The sequence below is a fragment of the Paenibacillus sp. FJAT-26967 genome (genome assembly GCF_001541095.1).
GTDB lineage: Bacteria > Bacillota > Bacilli > Paenibacillales > NBRC-103111 > Paenibacillus_F.
Genome location: NZ_LMXH01000001.1, coordinates 2,242,141 through 2,260,545, shown reverse-complemented (window position 1 = coordinate 2,260,545; position 18,405 = coordinate 2,242,141). Strand labels below are relative to the sequence as shown.

Here is an 18,405-nt window from a genome sequence, read left to right as displayed (position 1 = left end):
TACCAAAATCGACATCCGGTCGGATAGCAAAAACAGTGTTCCGGCTTACGTGCCGAACACTGTTTATTGCATCGGGTTTTACGGCGTCAAGGTGTCTGGTCGTAATTCAGACGCCGATAAGACGCAGTACCCGCCCTGCCGCCTCATACACGCAGCCATCCGGCTGGGCAGGATAATGGTCAGTCTCCAGCGTCCACTCCGCTTCCCAGACAAACCAATCGATAGCTGCCGGCTCACAGCCATTCTTCAGTGCATTCCGCAGGCTGGCGAAGTAAAGCACCCAGCGCGGCCGATAAAACCGTTCCAACAGCCCCGACCATTCGCGGTGAGCATAATCATGCAGCGCCGTGGCGGATGCACGCGGTCCCCATACCGTCACCAAAGTACGGGCGTTCCATTCGAGCAACTGCCGCTCTTGCTCTGTTCTGCCGAGGCTTCTGGCTTCCTCCAGCCATCGGCCCAGCAGAAACTCGGGGCGCGTTCGCATCAACTGCTCTTGCGCGTCCAGCAAAGCCAGGAACCGGTCGGCTGCCCGCTCGAATGAAACTAGATCTCCCAGTTCATAAGCCTCCATAATTTCGGCGTATACCACACGCGAATTATCGGCGGCGGCTTGCCGGGCAACATCGGCCAGATCATAGCGGTAGCCGTCCGACGTACCACATGCCTCCCGGCTTGCCAGCAGCAAGTGACAGGCTTCACGAACCTTCGAAGTCTCGTAATGCGGCTCCTTCGGCCCCCAGGTCGATACGTTGGCAATGGCTGGCGCGGGTCTGGCGCACAAAAGCGATTCAGCCGCACCCTGCTGCACAGTCTGCGCATCGTAGACGCTTGCGGTCAGCAGCTGCCATGCCTGCATCGCCTCATTCGGTGCGCTGCCGTAGCGGCGTTGAATATATCCTTGGAGCCAATCTCCAATGTCCGGTGCTTCGGTCCGCCACATCATATCCGTAAGCAGGTCATACATGACAGGATTCGTGCCGATGCCTTCCATCGCCATGCCGATTCCCGACATGATGCCGCCTGCCGGATCGTTCAGCGCGGCAATCGGGGCATTTGCAATTGTGTGCAAATTTCCGAACAGGCCATTTTTGCCGCCATAATTCTGGATCATGCACCACACCCAAGGAACGCCCTGAAAAGCCTCCGTACTTGTCCATGCCGGCTTGGATTCGCACCATAGATCAAGCACGAGCGCATGTTCACGGTCTACAGCCTGCAGCAATTCGCGTTTCGGGTTACCTTCCCATGCCTGAAACACCCATACCGCTGCCGGATTACTGTTAAGCATATGCTGCTCGACACCCTTGGCAAAGCTGCGAAGATCGACACCCTCGGAACTTCCCCCTTCATGGAAAGGATCCATACTGTAATAACGGATGCGTGATCCCGTTAGATTTTCCTGCTCCTCATAGAAAATCTTGGCGATCTCTCCGAAGGCCGGCGATTCGGGCAGCAGCAGCGAAGGCCGCCGGAAGCCGCACCACAGCCCCTGGTCCAGCGGCATTCTTCCGCCAGAGGCGATCCGCTTGCCATATTCAGCCGGAACCATGCCGCTATACCCGGGCACGACAGGCTCAATGCCAAGCTCCCGCATCCGCTCATGAATCCGTCTTGCAAGCTCCTTGCGATCTTCGAACCAGCTGCCAGGCAGCGGCCCGCCCCAGCCAGTCAGATTCTGCATCCACTGCCAGGCAAAGAAGGCCGGACCGCAAATTTCAGCCGCCGCCTCCGCTTCGGTATATCCAAGACGAACGAGCGTATTCCGCCAAACCGTCTCCTGTCCGACCAGACTCAGCATCAGATTGATTCCACTGAGCGCCATCCAGTCGAGTTCACACTCCCAGCGCTCCCATGACCAGAACGCCATGGAGTAGGAATAGGTGCAGTAATTCAAGTTGTAGCGGTAATGATACGGGGAAGATTGGCAGATTATACTCCCCGGTGCCGGAAGGGGCTTCTTCAGGTCAATGCGGCTTCCGCACCAGGATACATGTACGCCGCCTACGTGCTTGAGATACCAATGAAAACCGGCCGCCAAAGCGGATACCGTATTGCCTCTGATTTCGATCAGGCCCGCATCCGAAGTCTCAATCTCAAACCGTTCGACATCTTGACTGGCCGTTATGACTTTAAGAGTAAAGCTATTCGCAAGCTCAGCCCCGATTGTACGAACCATCAGTGCTTGGACAGCACGAACCGCTCGTCCCGCTTCTTCCATTCCCATTTTCTCTCCCCCGCTCATCCTTTTAGCGCTCCCGCCGCAACGCCTTTGATCATATATTTCTGCATGAACAGATAGAACGCCATGAGTGGCGCAATGCCAAGCAGCAGCATCGGGAACAAGCTCGTCCAGTCGACCGAGAACTGGCCGATATTGCGGAATACTTCGAGCAGGATCACATTATTCTCTCTGGATTGCAGGAATAACAACGGGTTCATGAAGTCGTTCCATACATTCAAAGTCGTTACGATCGCAACCGTCGCAATGACGGGCTTCAGCAGCGGGAACGCGATCAGCCAGAATGTCTTCGGCACCGAACAGCCGTCCATGAATGCCGACTCCTCCAGTTCCAGCGGCACTGAAGATTGAATGAAGCTATGGAACAAGAAGATCGCAATCGTACAGCCGCTGCCGATATTAACGAAGATCACGGCGAGCAGCGTATCCATCAAGCCAAGCCCATTGATCAGCTTGTATAGACTAACAAGCCCCATTTGAAACGGAACCATCAGTCCGGCAAGGAACAAGTAAAATATAATCCGGTGCAGTCTGTGCGAGCGTCGTGCCAGTCCATAGGCCGCCATCGCGGAGAATATAACGATGCTGGTCACGGATGCCACCGTGACGATTACCGTGTTCGCCAGCACGCGAGGGTAGTCCATCGCTTTCCAGGCCGCGGCGTAATTGCCGAAATCAAGACTCGCAGGCAGCGACAGCGGATGGAGCGCGGCTTCGTCCGGCGTTTTAAACGTCGTCACAATCAGATAATAAATCGGAATAAATACGGCTGCTGCAAGCAGAATCAGGATCGCTTCCATCATCCAGGGGTAGCGGTAGAACTGTCGTTTCTTTGCGTTAGTCATCGTAGTCATCGTATTTTCTCCCCCCACTTGCTTAGATAACGCATCATAACAAGCGTAATGACCATGACGATGCCGAAGAACACAACGCCGAACGCCGCGCCCCGATTATAGAAGCCCTCATTAAACGAGGTTTTGATATAAGCGGTCATAATCGTCTGCGTGGCATTGCCCGGTCCGCCGTCCGTCAAGGCCAGAATAATGTCAAACACCTTCAGCCCTCCGATCATCGCCGTAACCGTCACAACATTGACCGACGGCTGCATGAGCGGCAGCGTCACGCGCCAGAACTGCTTCCAACGGCTGGCTCCATCAATATCCGCCGCCTCATAGAGATCCTTCGGGATACTTTGCAGATTCGCGAGGAAAATAACCATCGCCCAACCGGTCCATTGCCATAATTGCGTAAATACAATGGAATACAGCGCGATGTCTTTATCGCCCAGGAAGTTGATTTTGCTGAGCCCCAGTGCCGTAAGGCCCTGATTGATCAGCCCGTAATCGGAGGTAGACATCAAATACCCCCAGAGAAACCCGACAATCAGAGGACTAAAGACGGCCGGCATAAAGAAGACCGAGCGCAGCAGATTGCGCGTCGCGAACTTCCGGTCCAGGAAGACCGCGAGTACAAGACCAAGCGCCGTTTGGAATACGGTCATAAGCAAGGCATAAAGAATGGAGTTTTTCAATCCGGTACGCAGCAGATTGCTGCTGAACAAATGCTTGTAATTGTCCAAGCCGACGAAGGACAAGTCCGATATTTTACGGACCGTATAATCCGTTACGCTGTAATAAAACATGGACAGGAACGGGTATACGGTAAAGAGTACATAGAAGAGAAGCGCTGGTACGATGAACAAGCTATAGTTCAGTTCGCGTTTCCACGTTCGTTTATTCATCACGGCCTTACCGACCTTTCTTGGCAAAATAGACGGCAGCCGCCGGTTAAGCGCTGCCGTATGATTGGTGTTATGAATAAGTATCGTCACATGAATGTTACAAACCGCGTGTGCGGAAGGCTAGGAGCCTGCACTCAGTTCGGTGCGTTTCTCGTCCGTGCCTTTGAGTGCATCGCCGATGGAGCTGCCGCCGCCAAGCACCTCCTGGAGCCGTTTGCCGTATTCCTCGATCAGCGCTTGCGCATTGTCACCCCAGTTGTTCCATGGTGCATACACATTGCCCGCTTTAACCGTTTCCTTCACACCCTCGTATTCCGCAGGCATCTCGAATTCAACGCCTTTAAGATAACTGCTGCCGCCCTTGTTATCGTTCCAGAACGCCTGCTGGCCTTCCGGAGTCGAGATCAGATCGAGCACCTTCATAACCGCTTCCGCATTCTTGGATTTGCTGCTCGCTGCGAAGCCGACGCCAGGGCCGCCTATCAGCCAGCCAGGTCCTGGCTGCGAACCGTAGAACGGAAACATGTTGATCTTGATGTTCGGATTTTTCTTCTTGATCGCTTCCATCGCCCACGGACCGGACTCCCACATCGCCGCTTTGCCTGTAGCGAATTCATCCAGTGCCTGATCGTAGTCGATACCGAGCATTTCTTCGTTCAGATAGCCGTCCTTAATAAGAGCTGACCACTGCTCGACCGCAGGGGCCCAACTATCCGCCAGCTTTTTCTCTCCTTGGCCGAACTGCACGTCGAAGTTTTTGTTTTCCGGCTTGGCAAGGAACTCGTTCATAACGTAGCCCATAGACGACTTCATCATCGGCTCCCACGATTTGGCACCCATCGCTTGCGGCTTTAAGCCTTTATCCTTCAAGGCTTTGTGCAGCGCCATTTCCTCCGCGAAGGTCGTAGGCGGATTCAACCCGTATTTCTCGAAAATATCGACGTTATAGAAGATGCCTTCAAACCAGCTGATTCCTGGAATCGCATACAATTTTCCGTCTACGGAATACACGTTCTTTCCACCATCGTTATAGCGGTCAGCGAGCGTAGAGATATCCTGCAGGTAACCAAGCTTGGCATACTTGGTGCTTGCCGCCGGGCTTACGGACACAATATCCGGTCCAGAACCCGCTGCAAGCTGGGTCGCAATAATATTGTCATACTGCTTGTTATCAATAAACTGATATTCCAGTTCAATATTAGGCAGTTTTTCCTCGACAAGCGCAAGCAGAGTCTTAACGCTGTCTTCTTTGTTCCAATAGGCGAGGCGCACTTTCACCTTGCCGGCAGTTTCTTTACTACTGCCTTGACCGCTATCTTGCACATTACCGTTGTTGCCGCCGCAGCCTGACAGCGCCGTTGTCATTGCCATCAGCCCGACAAGGAGCGTAATCGAAGACTTTCTCATGGTATGACCTCCCTTTTTCTGCTATATATCGTATTGTGAACCGGTTCTTGATTAGATTATAGGCGATGGCCGGGAGCGCGGATATCTAATATATTTATGATCATTATGAGAAAACAGCTGTAACAGAGGAAGCGTGCAAGCAAGCAGCTTTGTTTGACGAGGCGATATGTCGCTTGTAACAAAAGGGCTGCCTATTAGTCTTCAAGATTTTGTAGACTGATCTGAGAAGCTGCTCAAAGGCAAGCACTTACGCTTCTCCGGAATCATCCGGCTTGTCTCGTTTTCGGTTTTCCCTTTCCATTTTTAAAAACAAAAGAAGCCCTGCTTTATCAAAATGTTGGCGCCACCAAACACCCAAACACCCAAACAAAAGTGAGGCTTCTTTTACGTAATCCATGTACAGAATTTCATACCTACAGCCGGATGGCCTTCACCTTGAGCTCATGTGGATGCCGCTACCACTTCCCGTCAGTTTATTGTAAGGTGCAAAACCCTAACTCAGGCATCAGTAACTCAACTTCCGAATACATGTTTTTTTGAATCATCAGAATCCTTTCAAGTCTATATAATTGATTTTTAAGATTATGGTTTTGCGGAGCAGCGTCCAGCTGTGCCAATATGGAAAAGTATTGAGGAACTTCCCAAACACTTCTTAAAGCCGTACTTAAATAAAATCCATAACGCATTAACTTCTCATCTCCCTGCCAACCTGCGCTGCGCAGTCCTTCCAAATAAGATGTATATAATGATCTTTGAAATTCGTCATACTGATTAGGCTGAATGATCCCTAGACTCATATTCACCCCAAATAACTTACCCAGATCCTCTCCAATCCCTGAGATACTCAGAAATTGCCAGTCAATCAGCACCAATTGAGAGGTGGAGTTGCCCTTTGCCGTAAGGAACATATTCTTTTGACTCAAGTCTTGATGTGCCAATACACGAGGCAGCCGTTGGAGCGATTCAATGGTAAAATCAAGTTTCCTAATGAGTTTCTGATACCAAGCCCATATTGTTGGATAATGATCGTCAGATAATCCTTCCACATCTGTATCAACATGGGGTGCAAATAGACGGCTGGCTGTCGTCCATGATTTAAGCCAGGCACTGCATAACCAATCATACTTGGGTAATGTGTTAATTCCGGTAAGATAGGCAGCATTAAAGCGGCCCAACTGCCCTGCGATAAAGGAAAAATGTTCCACTGTATCCGCATGTTCGCCCTGGATATGCTCCATCCATATCCATATTGTTTCGTCAGGTAACTCTTCAACCCAAAAGCATCTTGCAACCTTTATAGAATCCGGCAGCTCGTTCAAAATACCGGAATTAAATACATGAGCTTCCCTTCGCCAATAATTGTGATGCTCTGCAAAATTCTTCTCCGCACTGTCCGGTTTAATCACTTTAACGATGACACTCCATGATTTATTTTCGTTATTGGCCAACTTTGCCGTTCCGTGCAAACAATAGATCCCGGATGTCGTGAAATTTGGTGTTTTGTAACCCACATCGTCACAGATGACTGCCAGTGAATCAATTTCTTCTTCCAAAAGGATTCTTGTAACACAGGCGCAGATCCGGTCACTTTTAATTTCAAAATCAATAGTTGTATTATTTTTAATCCTTATATGTACCATCGCTAAATTGATCACCTTTTCTTACTTTAATAAACTTCTCATTTTCACTATGACGAGGAATTACATTTGACGCAATGCATTCTGGCGAGTAGGCGACTATACATAAATTTCGTTATTTAGTTATTTGCTTATCTATCTCATCTTCAATTATGTAGTTAAAATCATCTTTATTATAATTTTTAGGATTAATTCGTTCCCATTCAACGTTACAGCTAATTGCTGGTGCTGCATCTTCTACATAACCATATGTCCATCTGAAATTTGAAAATCCTTCTTCCAAAAAAATGAAGGGCCGTTTGTCTTCCATACGCTTTAAATAATTAAAAAAACGATGTTGAGGGTCATTCGGTCCATAAACTACTGGCAACCTGAGAACTGTGCCTGCTTTTTCTTGTCCCGCCAATCCGCCATATTTTCATTGGAATACTCCCTCTCTGTCTGTCAATAGAATGATTCTGGCTCAGTTTTTGATTCTCGTCAATGTATAAAAAAAGCTCCGCCCGAAAGACCAGACGGGTCTAGTTAGGGCGATGCTTCCGCTTTTTCCGTATTCTATATAAAAGCCAAAATATTCAAAAAGAACGCCGCAGATCCCCGGGGTACATCTGGATGGTCTGCTGGCGCTCTATTTGATTTCAAGATTACTTGCTGTTATCGATCAAATAAATCAATTGGATCGTACTGTCATGCACGGTATAAGTTAAATACATCATGTAATAGCCTTTATACTCGTTCGATAGATCAACAGTGAATTTGTCCGGGTTCTTCGCCCATTCCTTCCTATCAAACACGATTTCTTTGGAGGTTTTGTTGTTTCTGGCTCCCGCCATGGTTGGAATCACTTTATTTGCATCGATCCCTTTAACCGGATTATCCACTTGAACGATAGGACCATTTAAGGACCCTACTTCTACGATCTGCGGGTCGATCATAAGGTTCACGAGTTTAGTTAAGCCTTGAAGCGGAGAGAAGTCGGTAATCTCATTTCCCTTGATGTCCAAGGTTACCAGGTTTGTGGCATACTGAAGGCCTTCCAAGGATCTGGCTCGTCTGGATTCACTGGTTAGCGCGGTCAGCTTAACCATGTCCCCAAGCGTAATATCCCCGGAGATTCCCAGCGTCTTCTTGATCGATTCCTTTAAATAGCGGTCTTCAATGGTAATTACTTGCGAGAGATCTATTCTGGCTAATCCATCTTTTGCGGATTTCAAAGCTGCGGCCACTGCGTCGATTTCACTCTGGACAGCGCTTTGTTTCGTCAGAACAGCTTCTGCACTTGCTATGCAGGCATTTAATGCTGCAAGGCTCTCCGAAGTATATCCTTCCGGGTTGACCGCTTTGGCTTCCGTGATGGCTTGCTGCAAATCTGCGGTGTACAGCTTATCCGCATTGGCATAATGCAGTTTGGTATCTCCCCAAGTTGCATGGTCTGAACCGTTGCCGTTTCCTCCATCGGTTACGATTAATTTAAGCTCACTGGCGCCATTAATATCCATCTCAATCCATTTCTGCGGATCTCTGGAGTTCATCACGCCGCTGTCGAACTTCTTCTCCCCGTCTACATACACTTCGAAGCTAACGGAAGCTATCGACCCGTACATTTGCCGGTCCACACCTGCGTAGGAAGTGAAGTAATCATAATTCTTATCGCTTAAATCATATACGATCGTTGAGGAAGAATGCGCCCCGATGCCGCGAGTGTAGGCGGCTTCCCTGTAGCCGGCATCCGTTAATCTTAATGGATTGCTGCTTACGGAGATATCTTTCTTAGGCGCGGTATAGCTGTTCTGTGTAGATTTCCAGTCAAAATCGGTCAGATACTTGTAATCGTCCATGCTGACAACGGCTATGGTTCTGGTCTTGGCAACTGTGTTTCCTTCACTGTCGGTAACGGTGTACGTGATTGGATATTCACCGGTCCGGCTGAAGTTGACGAGGTCTTCACCCGTTACCTTCACCTGTGCCGTGAGATCCCCGTCTTCCGCATCCAGTGCGGTATAGTTATCTCGCAATGTTAACGCTTGGCCCACTTTCGTGGATATGGATTTAGGGATCGTCAGCTCTGGCGCACTGTTCAGAATTATAAACTTGGCATCCGCAAAATTTGCATGGTCCGAAGCGCTTCCGTTGCCCGCGTTATCGACTACCAGCTTTAACTCACGAACTCCTTTAACAGGAACTCTTGCCAGCTTGGCCTCGCTGCCGTATTTCATCAACCCGCTGTTATAGATTTCCTTGCCGTCCGCTATGATTTGGAACACCACGCTGGAGTTCGCTTGATCCGGAATGTTCCGGTCAACACCGACATAGGTTTCCAAATATTCGTAGTTCGTATTGGTGAGATTGTATACGATTTCCGAGTTGGCATGCGTGCCGATACCCTTGCTGTACTCTTTATTGACGCCGTTCACAAGCAGCTTGATTATGCCGCCGGAGCTGGCTTTATCTTTTCTGACAACATTATAGTCGGTTCTTGCGGAAGCCCAGTTCCCATCACTCAGGTAAAAGGTGGCGCTGTAGACTACGATATTTCTAGTCTTGGTCTCGGAATTACCGTCACGGTCAGTCACCGTAAGCTCAACAGGGTAAGTTCCAGTCTTATGTGAAGTGAACCCCTTCGCGTTGACTTTAAGCTGCCCACTTAAATTGCCGTCTTCCGTATCCCAAACTTGTACATCTTGCAGCACATCGAACTCGCTGTTCAGCTTCACCAAAGTTGTTTCTTCAGGAAAGGTGATCGTTGGCTTGCTGGAGTTCTTCGTCAACTTGGCATCCGCCCAGACGGTATGGTCCGCCGAATTGCTGTTATTCTGTGCATCTGTGGTCACCAGCTTAATCTCTTTGGCTCCCGTGACAGGGATTCGGATAAATTGATGCTCCGTACCCGATTTGAATACATCGCTCGTAAATTTCTTCTCTCCATCCACATACACTTCAAAAGCAGCCGAAGAAGCGCTGTTTCCTTTCACGGCTTGATCAACCCCGATATAGCTTTCAAAGAAATCAAAGCTTTTACCCTCAATGTCGTACACAACTTCCGAGTTGGCGTGAACCCCCAGACCTTTGGCATAGGTGGCGGCAATACCTTGCCGTACCAGGGTGATCGTTCCGCCCGAAGGGGCTTTATCTTTCCGCAGTTCACCCCAGCCTGTAACGGCTGATCGGGCACTCAGGTCCGAAACATACGAATAGTCACTCGTAACCGAGACATTTGCCGTTTTGGTTTCGGTGGCCCCTCCGTCTTGGACTTCATAGACGATTTGGTAGTCTCCTTTTTGAGCCATATTTACATCGTTCGATTTGATTGCAACCGCGCTTGTAATATCGCTTCCCTGATAGTTAACCGCCTTAATAAAGCTCATAGGGTCAAAAGCTTGATTCAGCTTTAGCGTAACATGTTCCTCGATGGACAACGTTGGCTTAAACGCCTTAAAGGTAACGGAATTCAGGGCATTTAATTTTTTATCATAGCCAATCACCTTGTACGAATAATTGACAGCCGGGTCCACATTCTGATCCACGAACTGATCGGTCCCGGTGAAGCCTATCAGTTTATCGTTTCTATAAATCTCGTAGCCTAGCAGATCCTTCTTATAAATTTGATCCATACTTAGATTTAACGTATTAGACTTTACGGAAGCATTCGCACTGATGTTTACTTGGATAGGAGCCTTCTTATCTTGAATTCCGGTTCCCTCGTAGTTAAGCACTGTATTATTCAGATACCAAAGCTTAAGGGAAGCCGGATATTTAGCTGTTTTCACACGGGTCTCCGGATTCACCGTGAAGCCGTGTCTGGCAAAAAAACTGCTAAGATCCATCCCGAGTACTTCGGAGGAGAATTCAACCAGATACTGCTGTTTGGAATTGTCTCCATTTGCAAGCGCAACTTTCCGGTCCCTGTACAGACCGTTAAGCTCCTTCCAGTACCCCGGATGAGCCAGCTCCAGCTGCCAGTAAGCCCCCAGTCTTGCTCCCAGAGACTGCTGATCCATCGCTACTTTATTCTCCTCAATGACAGTTTTATAGATCTCAGATTCAAAAGGAATCCGGTTATCCAGCGAATTATATGCTACCGACATCGCCATGGATAACATGTTGTTGGTAATTTCGCCGTACTCCCTTTCGCCGACAGCCATACGGTGTCCGATCTCATGAGTCAAGCCCCAGCCCGGGTATTGCTCCTTGAAATCACCTAACATCAAGCCGACTTCTCCGAGCTGGATACCGGTATGGTCCCCGGCGGCATACATAAATCCGTAAGGCTGCATCAGTCTGATATTTTCTCGGATTTGCTTCGGATCATGGTCCACACTTCGGCTATCCAGACCGTAGGCGTCAAAAATACGCTTCATCCAGAAGTCATAGCCGGTCAAGGTATCCATAGGATCATGACCTAGCGTCACAAAATGTTTGTAGGCTTCTGTAGCCGTACCCGTGAAAATAATCCGGTCACTGGCTAATTCGGCCACGTCGATGAGCTGCCGGTCTTTCACATTGGGATGCGCAGCGATATCCTGATCCAGCTTTTGCTTGTAAGCGGTTAGCAACGCTTTAAATTGGGCCGGATCCGTATTCTTGGTTATGAAAGGAATCGGCTGGAGACCTTCAAACCGGATCAGGGGAGCTTTACCCTGTTCTTCAGGTGTATAAGGATTGACGATATAGACAGTTCCGCCTTTGGTCACATCATGGGCGTATGCGTTACTCGTTGCGATCTCAGGAACGGTTATCGTATTTTTACCAGGGCTTAATGGCACGCCTCTGGCCCAACTGTTCCAGCCGCCGTCCTGCTGCGAGAAGATAAGCGAAGGGAGTTTATCCTTCGATTCCACATCAACATAGATGTTGATTGTACGGCCTGGCAAAGCTGCAAAACCGGTAGGCTGGTTGTTCGTACCGAAGCCAAACCTTAGATTTTGCTGGGCATGCTTCTTCATATCCCCGTGCTGCTGCGCGGTGATGACCGTACCTTCGATTACAACTTCTCCTTTAACAAGCTTGTCAGCCAGATCCAGCTGTTCCTTCATCAGTGGGTAGAGAGGATGGGTCTTCGCACTTTCCTGTAGCGCCTGTATGGCAGCCGAATTGTTGTACCCGGGCACTACCTCACTCATCGTACCATCGGTGAATAAGCTATTAACAGCCTCACGGATGGGATCTTCTTTGTAGAAAGCGAACTCCGCCGCACTTGCCCAGTCTTGATTAGCCTGTTTAAACACAAACTTGACCCGCTTAAAAGCGGTCGGTGCGAATTTAATCTCAACAATGTCACCGGTAGAGCCTTTATACTCCCCCGAGGAGACCAGCGTGTAACGATCACCGGTATCTTCCCCGGAAGCATAAATTTCAAACGCCTGCGCAAATCCTTTGCCTGGGGCACCGGATTGTCTGGCTGCATATAAGATTCTATTCAAGGTCGTCTCTTCATTGAACAGGAAAACGACCTCGTTGGTAAATGCGGAGGTGTTCGGCTTGCCTGTCTCCCAATGGGTGTTCATATCCCCGTCAATCGCCTTATTCAAGGTTGAACTTGCGTAATTCCCCCCGTTATTCGTCAGTGACTTGATATTGGACGGATTCATCCGATAGACCGTGTTGTAAGCAGGTAAAAGGTCTTTGCCGTATAAGTCAAACGGCGCCACGGCTGCGAGGTTTGATGTGTTCACTCCACTTTCCATTAAAGCTTGCACTGCACGTGCGTTTGCGTCAGGCAGTACATTGGCGGCCAGAGCCTGATACGAGCCATCAGAAAGACTGATTAACAGAGCTGCAGATGTTGCGATGGCTATCCTTTTATACACGTGATTAACCCCCTCATGATTGTTTGCTTATGATCAAAATGCACAAAAAAAGCTACCCCGAAGAGCAGCATGATTGCGCTAAGCAAAAAGCGGTATGCACTCTTTGGCAGCTGGCTGACATCATCTCCTTAGACCTTAGTCCCTATAGCTTTGCGTCCCCGCATTTCTGCGGGTTTGCCTATGAAGTTTGAAATATATTACAAACTTTATCACGATTCGACAAATCTTGACATGGATATTAGGCACTATCTATATAATAGGAAGATATAGGTCTTTAGATGCTCTCACGGCGCACTCTTGCGGTTATCCTAGTCTGGGAGAAACTCTCAATGGAATTAGTAATTACAGCTGCACTTGTAAAATAACCCAAGAAACCAACCCTCTATCTGGGGGTTGGTTTCTTGGGTTAATGCTCCATCGAGATTAGCTGAAGTATCGTTTTATTATTATCCGCAATCCGCATGTTCCGGCAGCTTTAATTTATATACAAGTTGCTGATAGCTATTTTCTTGGTTTTGGTTAGCAAAACCTGCTTTTTCATATAAATGGATCGCTTGCTCGTTTTCTTGTTCTAGTGTTAAAGATATAACCTTGCCCTTAGGGTGATTTTCGTAATTCCTTATCGATCTGAAATCCAAGGGTTCATTTTAATTCAATCCAATCTCCGAAATGTTCTGAGATAAATCCAATCTCATTCTCATAGTGCGCCAAGTGTCCCTCGTCAACCATTTTTTGGAAGGCGATATTTCCTTCAGCGGCACCCTTTCTCAATGTATCGCACAGAGCAGATAACCGTTGAATAATCCACTGCGGCAGATCATTAGAGACGGGAATTCCATACGACTCAAAAAACAGATGAATCCGTCGGCGGCGCTCAGCGGCGTGTAAATCGGATTGGTAAGCTGCCGTCTTTCCTGAGGAATAGTCTGGTACGAAACTGGCAAGCGGAACTGATGTGTACATGGTGTACGCAATGTCCCACATACGGGGTCCGGGACCTGCCATGTCAAAATCAATTAACGCCACGGGTGCCTCGTTTCGAAAGACCACATTATACAAAGCAGCATCATTATGACAGATCACTTCACGCTCACTGTCATCACCGAAGCTAAGCTGCCATCTGCCCGTCGTGAGAGCGAACCCTTCCGTCGCATCGTGGAATCGGCGCAAAAGAAGCGCCAAATTGACCAGGGTTTCGTCCGACCACATGTACGGTTCAAGTTCAGGATAATTGTTTCCTGGAACTTCTCCAGGAATAAATGACAAGATTTCACGTTCTGAATCATCGATTCCGTGGAATCTTGGTGCTCCCTCAAACCCCCGGTTTTCCAAATGTTCGAGCAGTTTATGCACACTCGGACTCCAATAACCTGTGGGGCGGCGAACAGTGTTCGCCATGCGGACAATATCATTTACATTCCCGCCTTTTAATATCTCTTCCTGAGTCAACGGGATCACCTCGCTTTCAGGATTCTAGCATACAATTTAATGAAAATATAAACAAAAGAAATTTTAATTAGAATTAAACTATGCTTGTTTTAAAAAAAACGCCACCGCGTATTGAGGTGACGTTTCTTCTGGTACGAATTCCCGATGACTTGTAAGTTGTTCGACGCGCATAACAACGAAACACGTTTGCTTAAGGTTAAAGTCATTTGTTTTACACTTTAGCAGCCCAAACTTCAATTTCTATTTTTATCTCTGGCAATCCTAATTCAGAAATATAGCCAATCGTCATTGCCGGATAATCATTTCCGAACAATTTATCCCATTCTTCATATAGGTAGTCCCAATCAATTTTTTGGGTTGCCCATATGTTTATTTTGATTATGTGCTCTGATGTTAACTCCTCGGAACTTAACACTTTTTGAATATTATCAAAAGTATTTTTAATTTGGTCGTTCAGACTAGCGGGAATCTCCCCGTTCAGATCCGCCCCGATTTGACCGGAAGTCACATACAATTCTGAATTTCTAGGAATTTTGGTGATATGCGTGTAGTTACCTACGGGGTGATGCGTACCTACAGGGTTTTTTCTGGAGATTTTGGCCTTTTCCATCTTTCATTACCTCGCATTCTAAAAGAAATTTTTCTGCCAATTTCACAATTCATTTTTGGACACACTTCGCCCGTACAAATGAATTTTAGAAAAAAACAGCAGTAGAGTATCCATATCCTGAAGATATAGACATTAAGGATTTTTTCTTCATGAAATGGATTCTCCTTTCTTTTTAAACGAGAAGTGAATGATGTTTAGAATTATATAAGATCTATATTACTTGTTAATGAGATTGTTTACAACAAGGCAACTTATAGCGGTAAAGGTATATTCAAAGGACGCTCGCCTACTCCGTTGAAGAAGATCACGAATAGTTCTTTGTACATTTGCCGTTTGCGATTTTCATCCTGTTCCTCACGAAGCCTCTGTAGTGCTTGACTGCTGAACAGATTGATATAAAACAGAATTGTATCGGTAGAGAGCGAACTATTAAAGAATCCGAGCCGCTTGCCTTCCCCAATAAAGGCGACGAACAGTGGAATCAGTTTAGCTTCATAGGTTTTGACGATCTCCGCCATTTCAGGGGCATCGGAGAGAAACGTATCAATGAACTGAGTGTGAAGGCTGTCGAACTTGCTAGATCGGAGCAACAATTGTTCCAGCTTTTCCTGATACGGAAGTTCTCCTTGACAGAATGCTTCGAACTCCTTCAAATATTGATCCAGATAATTAGCGATGACGTCTCGCGTCAGATCTTCCTTACTTCCGAAGTAGTTGTAAATCGTTACCTGCGAAACACCAGCAGCCTTCGCAATCGCCACAATGCCTACATCGCGCAACCCGTGCCTCATATATAATTTAAGCGCCGCTCTGCAGATCGATTGACGCTTCTGTTCTCTTCGTCTCTCGAATCCATTCATTTCTTGCACCTCTATCCAAATAGGCTATCCTTACAATAACTGAAGATATGAATTTTTTCAAAGGAATCATTTCAAAACTATTGCCATACTTTGCGGCTGAAACTATACTCAAGGCAAGATATGAAATAAATATAACATTATATTTCATAAGTGTGATGAAGGGATGATTATATGGCCACGTTCAAATTAAATGGCGCCGATATTTATTACGAAGAAAAAGGAAGCGGGTCCGCGATCATTTTTACGCATGGCCATTCGTTATTCCATAAACAGTGGGTACCGCAGATCGATTATTTCTCGGATTCGTACCGGACGGTTCTATGGGATGTTCGCGGGCATGGAAATTCCTCCTTGCCTGAGGGTGTGGTTGATCCAGAGCTATTCAGCAAAGACTTGGCTGCCTTGATGGAGAAACTGCAGCTTCCGCCTGCTATTTTGTGCGGATTATCAATGGGGGGACATATTTCGTTGCAAACTGCAGTCCGTTATCCGGACCGTGTGCGGGCGCTCGTTCTGATCGGTACTCCTTTCACGAATACGTTTAATTGGTTCGAGAAAACATCCGCCCCTTTTAGCCGTTTCGCTACTCGACTTATTCCGCTGAGTGTAACAGCCAGGCTGACTGCGATAGCACTCTCGAAGATCACGCCTTCCAATCACGACTTGGTCAAAGAAGCATTCGGATTGATGACGCACCGCAATTTTATACGTCATTGGTCTGGTAACCTACGGATGGAAAGTAAAGACGATCTGGAAAAGGTAAAATGCCCTACCCTTATCTTGTATGGTGACAAGGATAAGATGGTCGGTCGGCAACAGGCTGAGTTAGGGACACGAATTTCAGGTGCAATCTCGCATCCGATTACGAATGCACATCATTTGACAAATCTGGACAACCCGAACGAAGTTAATCGTAGAATAGAGAAGTTCCTGAACGAAATAAATGCAAACAGTTCATGAATAACGCAGTATGGGATCCATATTCCAACCTGGCAAATTTATAAACATTGATTTTAGCTCCGTCTTAAACAGCAGTAACAGATTGAGAAGTTTCACATTGACCACCATAGTATCATATGTTACTTTTAACCTATGTTATTAATAATGAGGTGTAATAATGTCGATCCGATTGGCAATATTAGGCATACTGAGTTGGAAGTCCTCAACAGGATATGAACTAAAAAAAATTTTTGAAGAATCCTCCTTCATGTATTGGTCCGGTAACAATAATCAAATTTACAAAGCCCTAATGAATATGGAGAACGAAGATTTCGTTACCAGTGAAGTGGTTCATCAGGATAACTCTCCTTCAAAAAAAATATATACCATAACAGAAGAAGGACTTAAGGAACTAAGAAATTGGCTTGTGTCATCATCAGAAGCTCCTGAGATAAAAAAAACATTTTTGGTACAGCTTGCATGGTCAGATATGTTAAGTAATCAAGAATTAAGTGAGATACTCACAAAATATGAAAATGAAATCAAACTGCAATTGATGATGCAGAAGGAAAAATACAGACGTGCTCTTCATTCGCCTAATAGAAGCAGGAGGGAAAGCTTAATATGGGAGATGATTTCAGAAAACATTATTTCAACCTATCATAATGAACTTAATTGGGTTCGTGAAACCCGTCAGAGGTTGTTCGAAAACGAAGTTATGGAGGAAAAAGATAAAATGAACTATCAAGTCAGAGAAACAGAGAGTAAAAAATATATTGAACTGATTTCTTCTACTGAACCTTTAAGTACGGAGAATAATGCACTTGATCTAATATCTCTCTGCTGGGAACATGAAGCAAACGCGATTATTATACACTATACAGCCTTATCAGAAGACTTCTTCAAACTTAAAACCAAAGTAGCCGGTGATATTATTCAGAAATTTATAAATTATGGTATAAAAACTGCTGCTATTATTCCTCAGGAGATAATTGAAAAAGGCAGATTTAAAGAATTGGCTATGGAAATGAACACGGGCAATCATTTTAGAATGTATGGAAGTAAAGAAGAAGCAGAAAACTGGCTTCTGAAATAGAAAGCCGGGCTCAACCGGCTATTTCGTATATCGTAACGATACACTGTAATTGATCCCGATTTTTTTTGCTTGCTTAATTGGTATTTGCCTGCGTTTGTATTCTTCAAAACCTAATTTTAAATAGAGTTTCATGGCTGGAATATTCGTATCGGCAACTTCTTCAATCAAGTAAGCCTCATAAGGCGTATGATTCAGAATATGAAGAATTAATTGTGAAGCTACGCCCTGTCCCCTGAAATCAGCCGCCGTCCCGACAAATTCAATAGAGCCTGCACCGTTTAAAGGCTGAACAAAGGCAGTTTCAAATTCTTTTTTTAGAAAAATACCCGCGATCGTGCCTTTGTAAAAGCCGAAATGTTTGCGAAGTTCCTTTTTATCCAGTTTAACAGAGAGTGAAATTCCATCCGTGCAGGCAACCATCCCAACCACTTGTCCCTGGTATAGAGCTACATAAAATTGATCCAGTACAAACATATGGGCAAACGCAGCGGCAATCTTTTCCGGATCCTGGGAGAAAAAACCAAGCCATTGTGTGAATCCTTCCGCGAATATTGTAGACATTCCTTGCCTCACATCAAACTCGGCTTGATCTGCTCTAACCATTTTAAACATGACAG

Annotated in this window: 14 protein-coding genes and 1 riboswitch; of the genes, 2 read left to right on the top strand and 12 right to left on the bottom strand. The window is 46.6% G+C overall.

Going from position 1 to position 18,405, the window contains the following annotated elements:
• Window positions 1-106 precede the first annotated feature (106 nt).
• The 11 genes from AR333_RS09690 to AR333_RS09645 all read right to left on the bottom strand — a co-directional run bounded on the left by AR333_RS09690 (window position 107) and on the right by AR333_RS09645 (window position 15,753).
• On the bottom strand, window positions 107-2,245 hold the full coding sequence (locus AR333_RS09690; protein ID WP_068775037.1) for an alpha-N-acetylglucosaminidase: 2,139 nt from the start codon (window positions 2,243-2,245) through the stop codon (window positions 107-109).
• Window positions 2,242-3,096, bottom strand: a complete 855-nt coding sequence (locus AR333_RS09685; RefSeq protein ID WP_253735772.1) for a carbohydrate ABC transporter permease — start codon at window positions 3,094-3,096, stop codon at window positions 2,242-2,244. The genes AR333_RS09690 and AR333_RS09685 overlap by 4 nt, the downstream gene beginning before the upstream one ends.
• Window positions 3,093-3,983: a carbohydrate ABC transporter permease gene (locus tag AR333_RS09680; protein WP_068775036.1), complete on the bottom strand. Its 891-nt coding sequence runs from the start codon at window positions 3,981-3,983 to the stop codon at window positions 3,093-3,095. Before AR333_RS09680 ends, AR333_RS09685 begins: the two co-directional genes overlap by 4 nt.
• 120 nt (window positions 3,984-4,103) lie before the next feature.
• Complete coding sequence (locus AR333_RS09675) at window positions 4,104-5,390, bottom strand: ABC transporter substrate-binding protein (protein WP_068775035.1); 1,287 nt, start codon at window positions 5,388-5,390, stop codon at window positions 4,104-4,106.
• Between the two features lie 247 nt (window positions 5,391-5,637).
• Window positions 5,638-5,787, bottom strand: a complete 150-nt coding sequence (locus AR333_RS24595; protein WP_156430855.1) for a hypothetical protein — start codon at window positions 5,785-5,787, stop codon at window positions 5,638-5,640.
• Between the two features lie 76 nt (window positions 5,788-5,863).
• Complete coding sequence (locus AR333_RS09670; RefSeq protein ID WP_068775034.1) at window positions 5,864-7,030, bottom strand: phosphotransferase; 1,167 nt, start codon at window positions 7,028-7,030, stop codon at window positions 5,864-5,866.
• A 112-nt stretch (window positions 7,031-7,142) separates the two neighbouring features.
• Entirely contained in the window at window positions 7,143-7,433 is a 291-nt protein-coding gene (locus AR333_RS09665; protein ID WP_068775033.1) for an NAD-dependent epimerase/dehydratase family protein, read from the bottom strand.
• A 238-nt stretch (window positions 7,434-7,671) separates the two neighbouring features.
• Window positions 7,672-12,834, bottom strand: coding sequence for an NPCBM/NEW2 domain-containing protein (locus AR333_RS09660; protein ID WP_068775032.1), 5,163 nt, complete (start codon window positions 12,832-12,834; stop codon window positions 7,672-7,674).
• A 102-nt stretch (window positions 12,835-12,936) separates the two neighbouring features.
• A riboswitch (cyclic di-GMP riboswitch) is annotated at window positions 12,937-13,023 on the bottom strand.
• Between the two features lie 453 nt (window positions 13,024-13,476).
• Complete coding sequence (locus AR333_RS09655) at window positions 13,477-14,283, bottom strand: aminoglycoside phosphotransferase family protein (RefSeq protein ID WP_253735771.1); 807 nt, start codon at window positions 14,281-14,283, stop codon at window positions 13,477-13,479.
• A gap of 211 nt (window positions 14,284-14,494) precedes the next feature.
• Complete coding sequence (locus AR333_RS09650) at window positions 14,495-14,893, bottom strand: RidA family protein (protein ID WP_068775031.1); 399 nt, start codon at window positions 14,891-14,893, stop codon at window positions 14,495-14,497.
• A gap of 251 nt (window positions 14,894-15,144) precedes the next feature.
• Window positions 15,145-15,753: a TetR/AcrR family transcriptional regulator gene (locus AR333_RS09645; protein WP_068775030.1), complete on the bottom strand. Its 609-nt coding sequence runs from the start codon at window positions 15,751-15,753 to the stop codon at window positions 15,145-15,147.
• Between the two features lie 171 nt (window positions 15,754-15,924).
• Between AR333_RS09645 and AR333_RS09640 the strand changes: the two genes are divergently transcribed.
• Both AR333_RS09640 and AR333_RS09635 read left to right on the top strand, forming a co-directional pair.
• Window positions 15,925-16,713: an alpha/beta fold hydrolase gene (locus AR333_RS09640; RefSeq protein WP_068775029.1), complete on the top strand. Its 789-nt coding sequence runs from the start codon at window positions 15,925-15,927 to the stop codon at window positions 16,711-16,713.
• Window positions 16,714-16,870: 157 nt separating this feature from the next.
• Window positions 16,871-17,788 (top strand): DUF4180 domain-containing protein, encoded by a 918-nt coding sequence (locus tag AR333_RS09635; RefSeq protein ID WP_068775028.1) that lies wholly within the window; start codon window positions 16,871-16,873, stop codon window positions 17,786-17,788.
• A gap of 18 nt (window positions 17,789-17,806) precedes the next feature.
• On the opposite strand, the gene AR333_RS09630 is transcribed toward AR333_RS09635, so the two are convergent.
• Window positions 17,807-18,400: a GNAT family N-acetyltransferase gene (locus AR333_RS09630; RefSeq protein ID WP_068775027.1), complete on the bottom strand. Its 594-nt coding sequence runs from the start codon at window positions 18,398-18,400 to the stop codon at window positions 17,807-17,809.
• Window positions 18,401-18,405 lie beyond the last annotated feature (5 nt).